Genomic DNA, 15002 nt, shown 5'->3' on the forward strand with positions numbered 1-15002 from the left:
CCTTGCCCCGAGTGACGAGATAAAAGCCCTGCACCAAGTGTAGTCAGTGAGAGAAGAAAATTAATTTGCCTGCGATCGCCGTCATCGCGCTTCCCGCCATTTCACCCGCCGCCGCTTCGGGTTACAGTAGCCGCGAAAACAGGAGGGGTGATGGATCCGCAACGGCAAATTATCGACTGGCTGCAACAAGATGACGCGCGCATGGCCGCCCTGCGCACCGTGCGCCGGCTCGGCCTGAATGACTGGTGCCTCGGCGCCGGCTTCGTACGCAATCTGGTGTGGGATCGGCGCCACGGCTATGTGGAGCCCACGCCGCTCAACGATATCGACGTGATCCACTTCGATGCGGAGCGTGCGGACGCCGAGCGCGATCGCATGCTGGAGGCGCGGCTGCAGCAATGGCTGCCGCAGCCGTGGTCGGTCAAGAATCAGGCGCGCATGCATCTGCGCGGCGGCCGGGCGCCTTACCGCAACAGCGAAGAGGCCATCAGCTTCTGGACCGAAGTGGAAACGGCGATCGGCGCGCGCCTGAACACCGACGACAGCCTCACGCTGGTGGCTCCCTTCGGGCTCGCGGCGCTGTTCGGCGACACCATCACCTTCAACGTGAAAAACGGCGATCGCGCTGCCTATGCCCAGCGGGTGCTCGACAAAGGCTGGCTGCAGCGCTGGCCGCACCTGCGGCAGGTAAAGATTTAGCCGCCGCTGCCGATACCCTGAACAGCGATATACCGACTCAGGGAGAGCATCCATGTCGACCAGCATCACCATGATCGTACCGATCAAAAATACCGTTCCCGGCGTCAGCAACGTCTTCAGCGCGCCGGGCCATCAGGGCGAATTGCTGATGGCCAAACCGGTCAACAACCAGCCGGAAGGCGGCAAGGCGAAGAAAAGCGAAGGCGCCAACGGCAATGACGAACCGGCAAATCTCAACGAAAGCCGCGCCTCGGCACGCATCAAGGCGCTGAACCGGCAGATTCAGGCTCTGCAGCAAAAGCTGGTGGAGCTGAAGGACTCCAGCGCCGATCCCAAAGAGATCGAGAAGCAGAAACAGCTGATCGAAGCGCAGATCAAGATGCTGCAGGCCGAGATCGCGCGCATCCAGAAAGAAGAAATGGAAAAGCAGCAGCAGGAGCAAATGGAAAAAGCCGCGGCGCAAGCCGGCGACGGCGTAAACCGCCCGACGCCGCTCAACGCGGTGGACGTCTATATCTGAGTCAATATTCCGCGTTTTCCTGCCGGCGCTGGTGCAGCAGCGCCGCCTGCTGACGCGCGACCTGCCAGATGGCCTCCGCCGCCGGCGTCAGCGAGCGATTTTTACGCCGCACCAGCATCAGCGCGCGATTGATCTCCGGCACCAGCCGCCGCACCCGGAGCCGCCCCCCTTCCGGCAGCGGCAGCGCCAACGCCGGGAAGATGCTGATGCCAATCCCTTCCGCCACCATCGGGAACAGCGTGGCCGGATGGCCGATTTCCTGCACCACCTGCGCCTCGACGCCCTGCTGCCTCAGCGCGCTGTCGATCAACGGCCGGCTGCCCGACGCGTAATCCTGCAACACCAGGCGGCAGCCGTTTAACGCCGACCAACGCACCTCTTGCTGCGCAGCAAACGGGTGGTCGTCGCGGCACAGCAGCAGGAACGGTTCATGCAGCACCGCTTCGCACTCCAGATCCACCGCCTGCACCGGATCGACCACGATGCCGAAATCCACCTCGGCGTTGCGCACGCTGTGCAGTACCTGCTGCTGCGCCTGATCGCGCAGCATGATGCGGATCTCCGGGTATTCGCGTTCGCCGGCGGCGATGCACTGCGGCATCAGATGGGCGGAAATGGTCTGGCTGGTCGCCACCCGCACCGTGCCGCTGCGCTGTACGCCAAAGCTGCGCGCATCCAGCAATGCGGCCTGCAGTTCGTCCAGCAGCCTTTCGACCCGGTTGGCCAGCCGCAGGCCGGCGTCGGTCAACACCACTTCACGCGTAGTGCGATCCAGCAGGCGCACGCCGACCTCCGCCTCCAGCTCTTTCACGCTGTGGCTGACCGCCGATTGCGTCAGGCCGATCGCCTCGCCGGCGCGGCTGAAGCTGCCGTGGCGGGTGACAGCGACGAACACCCGCAGCTGTTTGAGTGAGTAATTCATGTGTTATATTCATAGATGAATTAAATAAATCAATTTAATTATTATATGCCCACGCGGGAGAATAGCCCCATCGATTTTCTACCCGAGCGCATCGCCATGAGATTCCTGCCCGATCGTTTTACCCTGACGCTGATCGCCACCGTGCTACTGGCGTCGTTCCTGCCGGCACGCGGCGAGTTCGTCGGCTGGCTCAACGCCCTGACCATCGCCGCCATCGCCCTGCTGTTCTTCATGCACGGCGCCAAGCTGTCGCGCGAGGCCATCCTGGCCGGCAGCAATAACTGGCGGCTGCATCTGTGGGTGATGTTCAGCACCTTCATCATTTTTCCGGCGCTGGGGATGCTGTTCGCCTGGTGGGCGCCGATCGACGTCAGCCCCGAGTTGTACGCCGGTTTCATCTACCTGTGCATTCTGCCCGCCACCGTGCAGTCGGCCATCGCCTTCACCTCGCTGGCGGGCGGCAACGTGGCGGCGGCGGTGTGCAGCGCCTCCGCCTCCAGCCTGCTGGGGATCTTCGTGTCGCCGCTGCTGGTCGGCCTGCTGATGAACGTGCACGGCGATACCGGCAGCCTGCGGCAGGTGGGCTCGATCGTGCTGCAGCTGCTGGTGCCGTTCGTCGCCGGCCACCTGCTGCGGCCGCTGATCGGCGGCTGGATCGAGCGTCATCGCCCGCTGATCGGCAAAACCGACCAGACCTCGATTCTGCTGGTGGTGTACGCCGCCTTCAGCGAGGCGGTCACACACGGCATCTGGCATCAGGTGGGGATCGGTTCGCTGGCGTTTATCGTCGGCGGCAGCATCGTGCTGCTGACGATCGTGCTGGTGGTGAACACCTATATGGCGCGCTGGCTGGGATTCAGCAAGGCGGACGAGATCACCATCGTGTTCTGCGGTTCGAAGAAAAGCCTGGCAAACGGCATTCCGATGGCCAATATCCTGTTCCCGGCGGCGACGGTGGGGATCATGGTGCTGCCGCTGATGGTGTTCCATCAGGTGCAGCTGATGACCTGTGCGGTGCTGGCGAAAAGGTATCAGCGCAAGCAGCGGGCGCAACAGGCGGTACCCAACGCCAACGCGCAGGCGTCGCGCGGGTAAAAAAAGACGGGCCGGGGCCCGTCAGTTCAACTTTTCTTCAGCGGCTTGACCAGGTGGTCAAGCCCTTCGATTTTAATCGCCAGCGTCATCTCCATCAGCATGCCGAGCTTGCCTTTGGGGAATTCGCCCTTGCGGGCGAACCACAGCAGGTACTCTTCGGGCAGATCGATCAGCACCCGCCCCTGGTACTTGCCGAACGGCATCACGGTATTGGCGATCTCCAGCAGGTTTTCCTTTTCCATCAGTCACCCAGCAGGCGGATCATCTCCGCTTCGTCGATCACGGCGATACCCAGCTCCTGCGCCTTCGCCAGCTTGGAACCGGCCGCTTCGCCGGCGATCACCAAATCGGTTTTCTTCGACACGCTGCCGCTGACCTTGGCGCCCAGCGCCGTCAGGCGATCTTTGGCCTCGTCGCGCGACAGCTGGCTCAGCGAGCCGGTCAGCACCACGGTTTTGCCAGCGAACGGGCTGTCTATCTCTTCGGCGACCACCACCACCGGCGCCGGCCAGTGAATGCCGATCTCGGCGCCCACCAGCTCGTTGATCACCTGTTGATTGAGCGCTTCATCAAGGAAATTGCGGGTGTGTTTGGCCACCACTTCGCCGACGTCCGGCACCTCTTTCAGCGCCTCGATATCGGCGGCGAACAGCTTCTCGAGCGATCCGAAATGCGCCGCCAGGTTGGCGGCGGTCGCCTCGCCAACCTCGCGAATGCCCAGCGCATACAGGAAACGGGCGAAGGTGGTCTGCTTGGATTTCTCCAGCGCATTGACCAGATTCTGCGCCGATTTCGGCCCCATGCGATCCAGGCCGGTCAGAATGCCGGCGGACAAGCGGAACAGATCGGCCGGATTCTTCACGTACTCTTTGTCCACCAGCTGCTCGATGATCTTGTCGCCCATGCCTTCAACGTCCAGCGCGCGGCGGGAAACGAAGTGCTTCAACGCCTCTTTGCGCTGCGCGCCGCAGATAAGACCACCGGTGCAGCGCGCTACCGCCTCGCCTTCCACGCGCTCAACGTCGGAGCCGCACACCGGGCAGTGCAGCGGGAACACCACTTCGCGCGCATCCTGTGGCCGGCGGTCTTCCAGCACCCCCACCACCTGCGGGATCACGTCGCCGGCGCGGCGCACGATCACCGTATCGCCGATGCGCAGCCCCAAACGCTCAATTTCATCGGCGTTGTGCAAGGTGGCGTTGCTGACGGTCACCCCGGCCACCAGCACCGGCTCAAGGCGCGCCACCGGCGTAATCGCGCCGGTGCGGCCAACCTGAAACTCCACTTCGCGCACTACGGTGATCTGCTCCTGCGCCGGGAATTTGAACGCCGTCGCCCAGCGCGGCGCACGCGCCACGAAGCCCAGCGTTTCCTGTAGATCGATGTCGTCAATCTTGATCACCACGCCGTCGATGTCGAAACCGAGCTGCGCGCGGTCCTGCTCGACCTGGCGATAAAACGCCAGCACTTCCTCGCTGCCGGTGCGGCGCTGGGCGCGATCGCTGACCGGCAGGCCCCAGGCCTTGAACTGCATCAGGCGCTCAAAGTGGCTGCGCGGCAGTTCGCCGCCTTCCAGCAGGCCGACGCCGTAGCAGAAGAAGGTCAGCGGGCGTTTGGCGGTAATGCGCGGATCGAGCTGGCGCAGCGAGCCGGCGGCGGCGTTGCGCGGGTTGGCGAACACCTTGCCGTCTTTGCGCCGGGCTTCTTCGTTCATCTGTTCAAAACCAGCCTGCGGCATGAACACTTCCCCGCGCACTTCCAGCCGGCGCGGGATGTTGTCGCCGGTCAGGCGCAGCGGAATGGCGCGAATGGTGCGCACGTTGGAGGTGATGTTTTCGCCGGTGGTGCCGTCGCCGCGCGTCGCCGCGCGCACCAGCTCACCGTCTTCGTACAGCAGGCTGACCGCCAGGCCGTCCAGCTTCAGCTCGCAGCAGAAGGTCAGCGGATCGCTGCTTTTGAGCCTGTCCTGCACGCGCTTGTAAAACGCCAGGAAGCTTTCTTCGTCGAACACGTTGTCCAGCGACAGCATCGGCACTTCGTGGCGCACCTGGTTAAACGCCGCCAGCGGCGCGGCGCCCACGCGCTGGGTCGGCGAATCGGCGGTGATCAACGCCGGATGCGCGCTCTCCAGCTCGCGCAGTTCGCGCATCAGGCGGTCATATTCCGCATCCGGCACTTCCGGCGCATCCAGCACATGATACTGGTATTCATGATGGCGCAATGTGGCTCGTAGTTGATTGATTTGTTGGATTATCGATTCCATGGCTCACCATCAAAGATAAAAAACCCCCGGCTAGCGGGGGCTTTGTTGTTACGGATGTTCTGTGCGCGCGGCAACCCGGTCAGGCGTTGTTTTCCAACACTTCACGGATGCGCGCTTTGTAGGTTTCCAGCTTCTGCGGCGTCATCATGCGGCGCTCGTCGTCCAGCACCACGCCGCCCACGTCGTCGGCGATGCGCTGTGCCGACTGCAGCATCAGCTTGAAGTTCTGATTGGCGTCGCCGTAAGACGGCACCATCATGAACATCGACACGCCCGGCGTGGAGAAGTCGGACATCATGTCAGGATCGAACGATCCCGGCTTGACCATGTTCGCCAGGCTGAACAGCACCGGGCCGCTGCCGGCCGGGCTGATATGGCGGTGGAAGATACCCATTTCGCCAAACTGGAAGCCGGCCTGCAACACGCTCTGCAGCAGCACTTCGCCGCCGATCACGCCGCCCTGGTGGGCCGCGACGTGCAGCACCAGCACGGTCTCTTTCAGTTTAGCCTGAATTGGCGCAGCCGCCGGCTGCGGTGCAGGTTCCGGCGCAGGCTTCACTTCCGGCGCTGGCTGCACAGAGGCCGGCTCGGCGTGGAATGCCGGTTCCGCCACCTGCGGCACCTCATGTTCATGCGGCAGATCGTCGACGCGCGGCTCACGGCGCGCGGCCGGTTGCGGTTGCTGCGGTTCGGCCGGTTCTTCGTCCGGCGCGTAGTTGTTCAGCAGGATGTCATCATACTCCGGCCGCTGAGACAACGGAGGCGGCGTCTGATGGGCAGCCGGCTGAACGGCGCGGGGCGCTGGCGCAGCCGCCGGAGCGGGCTTCGGCGCGGCCACGGGTTCTTCGCGTGCGGCATCGAAATGGCCGAATGACGGCTCGTCTTGCGGGTGAGCGGCGCGTACGCGCACCTCACCGACGCCTTCTTCGAGATCGTCGATCGGAGTTTGTTCACGTTCCTTTTGGGAACGTTTGGCTGGGCGATCGCGGAAGAGCGCTGACCGTTCTTTGCGACTGGTCCACAGACCGTGCAATAACAGCGCTATTATGGCGATCGCGCCAACAACGATTAATATCAGACGCAAATCCTGCATCATTGCTATCTCTGTTGTTCCAATACATTGCCACCGCGGCAAACATTCACTCTTTAACTCTATTTGCCCGCGCACACAAGTGCAAGTCCGTGCTGAACTTTATGCCAATAAAGATGATTATACTGCCTTTTTCTGCTGGTTTTTCAGCCAACCCTACCCTAGCCAGTGGAAAATCATCCCTATATGATAATGATGCCTGTTCAGACAACGAGATAACTTAAGATATGTCCTATACGCAGCCCCCTTCCCGTTCGACCAGCGGCATTCACTATTTCGCCGAGGGTTGGCGCCTGATTTCGCGCCCGGGGATTAAACGCTATGTGGTCCTGCCGTTGCTGGTCAACGTGCTGCTGATGGGTTCCGCTTTCTGGTGGCTGTTCAGCCAACTCGGCGACTGGATCCCGGCGATGATGAGCCACGTTCCCGACTGGCTGCAATGGTTGAGCTACCTGCTGTGGCCGCTGGCGGTCATTTCGGTGCTGTTGGTGTTCAGCTATCTGTTCAGCACCATCACCAACCTGATCGCCGCGCCGTTCTGCGGCCTGCTGGCCGAGCAGCTCGAAGGCAGCCTGACCGGCAAACCGCTGCCGGACACCGGCCTGCTCGGCATCGCCAAAGATTTGCCGCGCATCATGGCGCGCGAATGGCGCAAGTTGATGTATTACCTGCCGCGCGCGCTGCTGCTGCTGGCGCTGTACTTCGTGCCCGGCATCGGCCAGACGGTGGCGCCGGTGCTGTGGTTCCTGTTCAGCGCCTGGATGCTGGCGATCCAGTATTGTGACTATCCGTTCGACAACCACAAGGTGAGCTTTGCCGACATGCGCCGCGCCTTGCGCCAGCACAAACCCGCTAACCTGCAGTTCGGCGCGCTGGTCAGCCTGTTCACCATGATCCCGATCCTCAACCTGGTGATCCTGCCGGTCGCCGTCTGCGGCGCCACCACCATGTGGGTCGATCGCTACCGCTCACAGTTCGTCCGATAACCGCCGCTTTTTACCGCCGATAGCGCGGGAATTTTCGACAGGGCGCGCATTTCGCGCCCTTATCATTGTGCTTAAAACTTATTTCCTAATAACATATAGATATACCAATTCTTTACTTCCCTGCCGGTACTGTTAGCGTATGCTTTCGATGTTCCCCACATTTTCATAGAGTTAAAGGACGGGCTATGAGCAAGATATATGAAGACAACTCATTAACAATCGGCCATACGCCGCTGGTTCGTCTGAACCGTATCGGCAACGGACGCATTCTGGCCAAGGTTGAATCACGCAACCCGAGCTTCAGCGTCAAATGCCGCATCGGTGCCAATATGATTTGGGATGCGGAACAACGCGGCGTGTTGACCGCCGGCAAAGAGCTGGTGGAGCCGACCAGCGGCAACACCGGCATCGCGCTGGCCTTCGTTGCCGCCGCACGCGGTTACAAGCTGACGCTGACCATGCCGGAAACCATGAGCATCGAGCGCCGCAAGCTGCTCAAGGCGCTGGGTGCCAATCTGGTACTGACCGAAGGGGCGAAAGGCATGAAAGGCGCCATCGCCAAAGCGGAAGAGATCGTCGCCACCGACCCGAATCGTTACCTGATCCTGCAACAGTTCAGCAACCCGGCCAACCCGGCGATCCATGAAAAAACCACCGGCCCGGAAATCTGGGAAGACACCGACGGCGACGTCGACGTATTCATCTCCGGCGTCGGCACCGGCGGCACGCTGACCGGCGTCAGCCGCTACATCAAGAACACCAAAGGCAAGGCCATCACCACCGTGGCGGTCGAGCCGACCGACTCGCCGGTCATCAGCCAGGCGCTGGCCGGTGAAGAGCTGAAACCGGGCCCGCACAAGATCCAGGGCATCGGCGCCGGCTTCATTCCGGGCAACCTCGATCTGGATCTGGTGGATCGCGTCGAGAAAGTCTCCAACGATGAGGCCATCAGCATGGCGCGCCGCCTGATGGACGAAGAAGGCATCCTGGCGGGCATTTCCTCAGGCGCAGCGGTCGCGGCGGCGGTGAAACTGGCCGAAGAACCGGCGTTCGCCGACAAGACCATCGTGGTGATCCTGCCCTCTTCCGGCGAACGTTACCTGAGCACCGCGCTGTTCGCCGATCTGTTCACCGAGCAGGAATTGCAGCAGTAATTCCGCCACTGCACAAATCGCTAAAAAAGCACCCTGCGGGGTGCTTTTTTGTGGACTGGATCAAACTTTATAGCAGTCCAAGATTGCTTTTGCCCGTCGGCTTTAGTATTTAACGGTGCATTATTTCGATGCGCAAAATTAATCCCCCCCGAGCCCGGTCAAGGCTGAATCGATTTACTCATCTGTCGCCGACGCGTCGAATCGGGCATAATGGGGAGCGGATTGGAACGACGTCTAAAGCCGAGTTTTTTGATCTGAAGTGCCTAACGCGTCGTTTTCTGTTGCATCAACGTTCGCCCCTGTCCATAGTCAGGCGCTATAACCAGACAAGCTAAAGTCAGGCCCCTGGGCTAAACTTTAGCTCCACAACATTAATCCAATAAGTTGGGGAAACATCAATGTTCCAGCAAGAAGTTACTATTACCGCTCCGAATGGTCTGCATACTCGCCCTGCCGCTCAGTTCGTTAAAGAAGCCAAAGGCTTCGCGTCTGACATCACCGTGACCTCCAACGGCAAAAGCGCCAGCGCTAAAAGCCTGTTCAAACTGCAAACTCTGGGGCTGACTCAAGGGACCGTAGTGACCATCTCAGCTGAAGGTGAAGACGAGCAGAAAGCCGTTGAACACTTGGTAAAACTGATGGCAGAGCTTGAGTAATCGGCCCGTCTTTTTAGTTAACACCAGTCAAGAGTAAGGTAGGGTTATGATTTCAGGCATTTTAGTATCACCGGGCATCGCTTTTGGTAAGGCTCTCTTGCTGAAAGAAGACGACATCGTCATCAACCGGAAAAAAATCTCTGCTGATCAAGTAGAGCAGGAAGTCTCGCGTTTTCTGGCCGGCCGCGCGAAAGCGTCCGAACAGCTGGAAGCGATCAAGACCAAAGCTGGCGAAACCTTCGGCGAAGAGAAGGAAGCTATCTTCGAAGGCCACATCATGTTGCTGGAAGACGAAGAGCTTGAGCAGGAAATCATAGCCCTAATCAAAGACGATCTGGCCTCCGCAGACGCCGCCGCCTACACCGTGATCGAAGGTCAGGCGAAAGCGCTGGAAGAGCTGGACGACGAGTACCTGAAAGAACGCGCCGCCGACGTGCGCGACATCGGCAAGCGCCTGCTGCAGAACATTCTGGGCATGCCGATCGTCGATCTGGGCTCCATTCAGGACGAAGTGATCCTGGTGGCCACCGATCTGACCCCGTCCGAGACCGCGCAGCTGAACCTGGACAAAGTGCTGGGCTTCATTACCGATCTCGGCGGCCGGACTTCCCACACCTCTATCATGGCGCGCTCCCTGGAGCTGCCGGCGATCGTCGGCACCAGCGACGTGACCAAGCAGGTGAAGAACGACGACTACCTGATTCTGGATGCGGTTAACAACCAGATTTACGTTAACCCGACCGCTGACGTTATCGATCAGCTGAAAGCCGCCCAGAACCAATACATCACCGAGAAAAACGATCTGGCCAAGCTGAAGGACCTGCCGGCGATTACGCTGGACGGCCATCAGGTTGAAGTCTGCGCCAACATCGGCACCGTGCGCGACGTCGCGGGTGCAGAGCGCAACGGCGCGGAAGGCGTCGGCCTGTATCGTACCGAATTCCTGTTCATGGACCGCGACTCGCTGCCGACCGAAGACGAGCAGTTCCAGGCTTATAAAGCCGTGGCGGAAGCCATGGGCTCGCAGGCCGTGATCGTCCGCACCATGGACATCGGCGGCGACAAAGACCTGCCGTACATGAATCTGCCGAAGGAAGAGAACCCGTTCCTCGGCTGGCGCGCCATCCGCATCGCGATGGACCGCCGTGAAATCCTGCACGCCCAGCTGCGCGCCATCCTGCGCGCCTCGGCGTTCGGCAAACTGCGCATCATGTTCCCGATGATCATCTCCGTGGAGGAAGTGCGCGATCTGAAAGGCGAAATCGAGACGCTGAAGGCGCAGCTGCGCGAAGAAGGCAAGGCGTTTGACGAGAGCATCGAAGTGGGCGTGATGGTGGAAACACCGGCTGCGGCGGTCATCGCTCACCACCTGGCGAAAGAAGTCGACTTCTTTAGTATTGGGACAAACGATCTAACCCAGTATACTCTGGCGGTAGATCGCGGCAACGAGCTGATTTCTCATCTCTATAACCCGATGTCCCCATCAGTGCTAGGCCTGATCAAACAGGTTATTGATGCATCTCATGCGGAAGGCAAGTGGACCGGCATGTGCGGCGAACTGGCTGGCGATGAGCGTGCTACACTGTTGTTATTGGGCATGGGGCTGGATGAGTTCAGCATGAGTGCGATTTCAATCCCGCGCATCAAGAAAATTATTCGTAACACGAATTTCGAAGATGTGAAGGCGTTGGCAGCGCAGGCCTTGGCACAGCCAACGGCACAAGACCTGATGAATTGCGTCAATAAATTCATCGAAGAAAAAACGCTCTGCTAAACTTCCACGACACTGGAACGCCGCCCAATTTAATGCTTAGGAGAAGATCATGGGTTTGTTCGATAAACTGAAATCTCTGGTTTCTGATGACAAGAAAGACACGGGCACTATCGAGATCGTCGCTCCCCTTTCTGGCGAAATCGTCAATATCGAAGATGTGCCGGACGTAGTGTTCGCTGAAAAAATCGTTGGCGACGGTATCGCCATCAAACCGGCCGGCAACAAAATGGTTGCTCCGGTTGACGGCACCATCGGCAAGATTTTCGAAACCAACCATGCATTCTCTATCGAATCCGACAGCGGCATTGAGCTGTTCGTCCACTTCGGCATCGATACCGTAGAACTGAAAGGCGAAGGCTTCAAACGCATCGCAGAAGAAGGCCAGCGCGTCAAGAAAGGTGACGTCGTTATCGAGTTCAACCTGCCACTGCTGGAAGAGAAAGCCAAGTCTACCCTGACGCCGGTCGTTATCTCCAACATGGACGAGATCAAAGAGCTGATCAAACTGTCCGGCAGCGTGACCGTTGGCGAAACCCCGATCATCCGCATCAAGAAGTAAGCGCGGATGAGCAAGAAAAACGGCGCCCTCGGCGCCGTTTTTTTATCCCCTTCGTCGTATCCCGATTTCGCTACGTTATGACGGCCAGCGCGGGATGCGCAGGGTAATGACCAGCCCCTCTTTATCGCCGTTGCGCGCCTCAACCTGGCCGCCGTGCGCCAGCACCACCTTGCGGGTAATCGCCAGCCCCAGGCCGTAGCCCTTGCCCGACAGCGCCGACTTCACGCGCACGAACGGATCGAAGATGCTCGACAGCTTCGCCTCCTCGACCCCCGGCCCCTGATCGCTGACGGCGATCTGGAACTGGTTATCGACGCGCGTCAGCGCTACCGTCACCCGCTGGCCGTGGCTGGAAAAGCGCAGCGCATTGCGCACGATGTTGTCCACCGCACGCCGCATCAGCTCCGCATTGCCCTTGACGGTGTACTCCACGTCCGATTCGGCCTGCAGCACGATATCCACGCCGGGCACCTGCGCCTCGTAGCGCGCATCGCTCACCACCGCGTCCACTAACCCATAGAGATCGAAATACTCTTCGTCCGGCAGGCTGCTGTGTTCGGTACGCGACAACGCCAGCAGCTCGCCGATCATTTTGTCCAGCCGCCCCGACTCGTGTTCGATGCGCTTGAGCGAGGTTTCGACATTGCCGGCATTCTGCCGCGCCAGGCCGATCGCCAGCTGCAGGCGCGCCAGCGGCGAACGCAGCTCATGCGAAACGTCGTGCAACAGCTGCTCGCGGGCGCTAACCAGCAGCTCCAGCCGCTCGGCCATGGTGTCGAAATCGCGCGCCACGTCGGACAGCTCGTCATGGCGGCGCCGCATCTTCGGAAACAGCCGTACCGAGAGATCGCCCTGCGCCACCCGATCCAGGCCGCCGCGCAGCTGACGCATCGGCCGGGTCAGGTTCCAGGCCAGCACGGCGCTGAACAGCAAACCGCCCAGCCCACCGACCCACAGCATCGGCGCAGGAATGTTGAAGAAGTGGGAACGCCGCTCCGGCCGATACTCTTCCCGCAGCCCGCGCACGTTATAACTCAGCCAGTATCCCTGCCCTTCCCCGGTCTGCACCCAGGCAGAGATCTCTTTCGGCATCCGCCGCCCTTCAAACGCCGGTTCTTCCGGCGCGGGCGGCGGCGGTTGGGTCATCGGCGTCACCGACAGCAAACGCCTGTCATCCTCGGGCCAGTCGCGCATCAGGGCTTCCAGCGCCGGCATGCCACCGCTGCGCAACTGGGTGGCGGCCGAGGCCAGCTGCAGGCCGATCACCCGCCGCGCCATGGCGTTCTCCGGCGGCACATAGCGATCGCCATAGAGAGAAAACGCCACCCACAGCGCCTGCGTCATGATGAGGAAAGTCAGCCAAAAGCCGAGCAAAATTTTCCAGAACAGTCTTCCGCGCATATCAGGTTACCGAATGCGATAGCCGATGCTGCGAACCGTCTCGATAATGAGCTTACTGCCAGCCAACGCGCTCAGCTTCTGGCGGATATTGCTGATGTGCACGTCCACGCTGCGGTCATAGGCCTCGCGCGGGCGCCCCAGCCCCTTCTCGGACAGTTCGTCCTTCGACACCACGCGATCCGGCGCGCGCAGCAACAGCTCCAGCAGATTGAATTCCGAAGCGGTCAGATCAAACGCCTTGCCGCGCCATTCGCTGCTGCGGGTTGAAGGGTTCAGCGTCAGCTCGCCGAAGCTGATGGCGGCCTCGTCGTCCGCCTCTTGCGGCCGCTCTTCGAAACGGCGCAGCACCGCGCGCAGACGCGCCACCAGTTCGCGCGGGTAGCACGGCTTGGGCATGTAATCGTCGGCGCCCATCTCCAGGCCAATCACCCGATCGATGTTGTCGCCTTTGGCGGTCAGCATGATGATCGGCAGCCGGCTCTTTTTACGCACGTCGCGCAGCACATCGATGCCGCTCATGTCCGGCAGCATGATATCGAGGATCATCGCGGTATAGTCGCCCGACAGCGCGCCCTCTACTCCCGCCTTGCCGGTCAGCACCAGCGTGGCGTCGAAGCCTTCGCCCGTCAGGTATTCGCTCAGCATGGTGCCAAGCTCCAGGTCATCGTCGACCAGTAAAATTTTCATGCCTTGCTCCTTCACCGATTTTCGTTATTTTCCCGCCAATTCCGCCGGCCCGCAGCCGGTTTTACTCAATCCTTACACATCGCCGTTCGCGTCTCGCCACCGTTAGTGTGGCTGCTGTCGCGCGATTTCTCTACTTCTGTCAGGGCATTGGCATGCAGGCAGGCGCCAGCCGCCATGCTGGCGGGGCGGATATGCCGTCGGTCAAAAGGGAAGTGCGAAGGGGTTTCCCGGCGGAACGCGCCGCCGGGAGGGCACATTCAGTCGAACACGCCGGTGGAGAGGTAACGGTCACCGCGATCGCAGACGATCGCCACCACGACGCTGCCGGGGTGGGCCGCCGCGACGCGCAGGGCGCCGGCCACCGCGCCGCCGGAGCTGACGCCGCAGAAGATGCCTTCACGCTGCGCCAGCTGGCGCATGGTCTGCTCGGCATCGCGCTGCTCGATATCCAGCACCTGATCCACCAGCTCCGGGCGGAAAATGCCCGGCAGGTAAGCGGGCGCCCAACGGCGAATGCCGGGGATGCTGCTGCCTTCCGCCGGCTGCAGGCCGATGATCTGCACCTGCGGATTCTGGCTCTTCAGGTAACCGCCTACGCCGGTAATGGTGCCGGTGGTGCCCATGCTGGAAACAAAGTGGGTGATGCGCCCTTCGGTCTGGCGCCAGATCTCCGGGCCGGTGGTGGTGAAGTGGGCGTAGGGGTTGTCGGGGTTGTTGAACTGGTCCAGCACCTTGCCCTGCCCCTGGCGCTGCATCTCCAGCGCCAGATCGCGCGCCCCTTCCATTCCCTGCTCACGGCTGACCAGGATCAGCTCGGCGCCGTAGGCGCGCATCGCCGCCTGCCGCTCCAGGCTCATGTTCTCCGGCATCAGCAGCTTCAGCGTATAGCCTTTGAGCGCGGCGATCATCGCCAGCGCAATGCCGGTGTTGCCGCTGGTGGCCTCGATCAGCACGTCGCCGGGCTTGATCTCGCCGCGCAGCTCCGCCTGCTGGATCATCGCCAACGCAGCGCGATCCTTCACCGAGCCCGCCGGGTTATTGCCTTCCAGTTTGACCCATACCTCGCTGCCCGCCTGGGCGGCCAGCCGTTGCAGTTGTACCAGCGGGGTATTCCCGATGCATTGTTCGAGCGTTGTCACGATCTTTGCCTGTGTGTTGGTGTGCGTAAAGTAAAAAGGCAACCCGGGGGTTGCCTT

At 61.0% G+C, this 15002-nt stretch carries 15 protein-coding genes; 8 read left to right on the forward strand and 7 right to left on the reverse strand.

The features are described from left to right. Positions 1-150 precede the first annotated feature (150 nt). Both SSARUM_RS17130 and SSARUM_RS17135 read left to right on the forward strand, forming a co-directional pair. The gene (locus SSARUM_RS17130; protein ID WP_060430412.1) at positions 151-699 is read left to right on the forward strand and encodes a nucleotidyltransferase family protein; all 549 of its coding nucleotides are present in this window, start codon (positions 151-153) and stop codon (positions 697-699) included. Positions 700-751: 52 nt separating this feature from the next. After that, positions 752-1219: a FlxA-like family protein gene (locus SSARUM_RS17135; RefSeq protein WP_033649835.1), complete on the forward strand. Its 468-nt coding sequence runs from the start codon at positions 752-754 to the stop codon at positions 1217-1219. 1 nt (position 1220) lies between these two features. On the opposite strand, the gene SSARUM_RS17140 is transcribed toward SSARUM_RS17135, so the two are convergent. After that, positions 1221-2141 (reverse strand): LysR family transcriptional regulator, encoded by a 921-nt coding sequence (locus tag SSARUM_RS17140; protein ID WP_043147791.1) that lies wholly within the window; start codon positions 2139-2141, stop codon positions 1221-1223. A 96-nt stretch (positions 2142-2237) separates the two neighbouring features. On the opposite strand from SSARUM_RS17140, the gene SSARUM_RS17145 reads away from it, so the two are divergent. Continuing rightward, the gene (locus SSARUM_RS17145) at positions 2238-3236 is read left to right on the forward strand and encodes a bile acid:sodium symporter family protein (protein ID WP_048321860.1); all 999 of its coding nucleotides are present in this window, start codon (positions 2238-2240) and stop codon (positions 3234-3236) included. Between the two features lie 26 nt (positions 3237-3262). Here SSARUM_RS17145 and SSARUM_RS17150 read toward each other — a convergent pair whose 3' ends face one another. The 3 genes from SSARUM_RS17150 to zipA form a co-directional block, all read right to left on the reverse strand. Then, positions 3263-3478 (reverse strand): DUF3820 family protein, encoded by a 216-nt coding sequence (locus SSARUM_RS17150; protein ID WP_004936441.1) that lies wholly within the window; start codon positions 3476-3478, stop codon positions 3263-3265. Beyond that, on the reverse strand, positions 3478-5499 hold the full coding sequence (gene ligA, locus SSARUM_RS17155; RefSeq protein ID WP_060430414.1) for an NAD-dependent DNA ligase LigA: 2022 nt from the start codon (positions 5497-5499) through the stop codon (positions 3478-3480). Before ligA ends, SSARUM_RS17150 begins: the two co-directional genes overlap by 1 nt. A 79-nt stretch (positions 5500-5578) precedes the next feature. Then, positions 5579-6595, reverse strand: a complete 1017-nt coding sequence (gene zipA, locus SSARUM_RS17160; RefSeq protein WP_060427682.1) for a cell division protein ZipA — start codon at positions 6593-6595, stop codon at positions 5579-5581. 221 nt (positions 6596-6816) lie between these two features. Here zipA and cysZ point away from each other — a divergent pair, with 221 nt between their 5' ends. From cysZ to crr, 5 genes are all read left to right on the forward strand, one after another. Further along, complete coding sequence (gene cysZ / locus SSARUM_RS17165; protein ID WP_060430416.1) at positions 6817-7575, forward strand: sulfate transporter CysZ; 759 nt, start codon at positions 6817-6819, stop codon at positions 7573-7575. Positions 7576-7760: 185 nt separating this feature from the next. Next, the gene (cysK, locus tag SSARUM_RS17170; RefSeq protein ID WP_033635454.1) at positions 7761-8729 is read left to right on the forward strand and encodes a cysteine synthase A; all 969 of its coding nucleotides are present in this window, start codon (positions 7761-7763) and stop codon (positions 8727-8729) included. Positions 8730-9127: 398 nt separating this feature from the next. Further along, positions 9128-9385 (forward strand): phosphocarrier protein Hpr, encoded by a 258-nt coding sequence (gene ptsH, locus SSARUM_RS17175; protein ID WP_033635455.1) that lies wholly within the window; start codon positions 9128-9130, stop codon positions 9383-9385. A gap of 46 nt (positions 9386-9431) precedes the next feature. Further along, on the forward strand, positions 9432-11159 hold the full coding sequence (gene ptsI / locus SSARUM_RS17180) for a phosphoenolpyruvate-protein phosphotransferase PtsI (protein ID WP_004936461.1): 1728 nt from the start codon (positions 9432-9434) through the stop codon (positions 11157-11159). A 49-nt stretch (positions 11160-11208) separates the two neighbouring features. After that, positions 11209-11718, forward strand: coding sequence for a PTS glucose transporter subunit IIA (gene crr / locus SSARUM_RS17185; protein WP_004936467.1), 510 nt, complete (start codon positions 11209-11211; stop codon positions 11716-11718). A 75-nt stretch (positions 11719-11793) separates the two neighbouring features. Here crr and SSARUM_RS17190 read toward each other — a convergent pair whose 3' ends face one another. From SSARUM_RS17190 to cysM, 3 genes are all read right to left on the reverse strand, one after another. Next, positions 11794-13119 carry an ATP-binding protein gene (locus SSARUM_RS17190; RefSeq protein WP_033649842.1) on the reverse strand — a complete coding sequence of 442 codons (1326 nt, stop codon included), beginning with the start codon at positions 13117-13119 and terminating at the stop codon, positions 11794-11796. Positions 13120-13125: 6 nt separating this feature from the next. Further along, positions 13126-13806 carry a response regulator transcription factor gene (locus tag SSARUM_RS17195; RefSeq protein WP_033635459.1) on the reverse strand — a complete coding sequence of 227 codons (681 nt, stop codon included), beginning with the start codon at positions 13804-13806 and terminating at the stop codon, positions 13126-13128. 257 nt (positions 13807-14063) lie between these two features. Further along, positions 14064-14945: a cysteine synthase CysM gene (gene cysM, locus SSARUM_RS17200; RefSeq protein ID WP_033649862.1), complete on the reverse strand. Its 882-nt coding sequence runs from the start codon at positions 14943-14945 to the stop codon at positions 14064-14066. Positions 14946-15002: the final 57 nt, after the last annotated feature.

This window comes from Serratia sarumanii (assembly GCF_029962605.1).
GTDB classification, from domain to species: domain Bacteria; phylum Pseudomonadota; class Gammaproteobacteria; order Enterobacterales; family Enterobacteriaceae; genus Serratia; species Serratia sarumanii.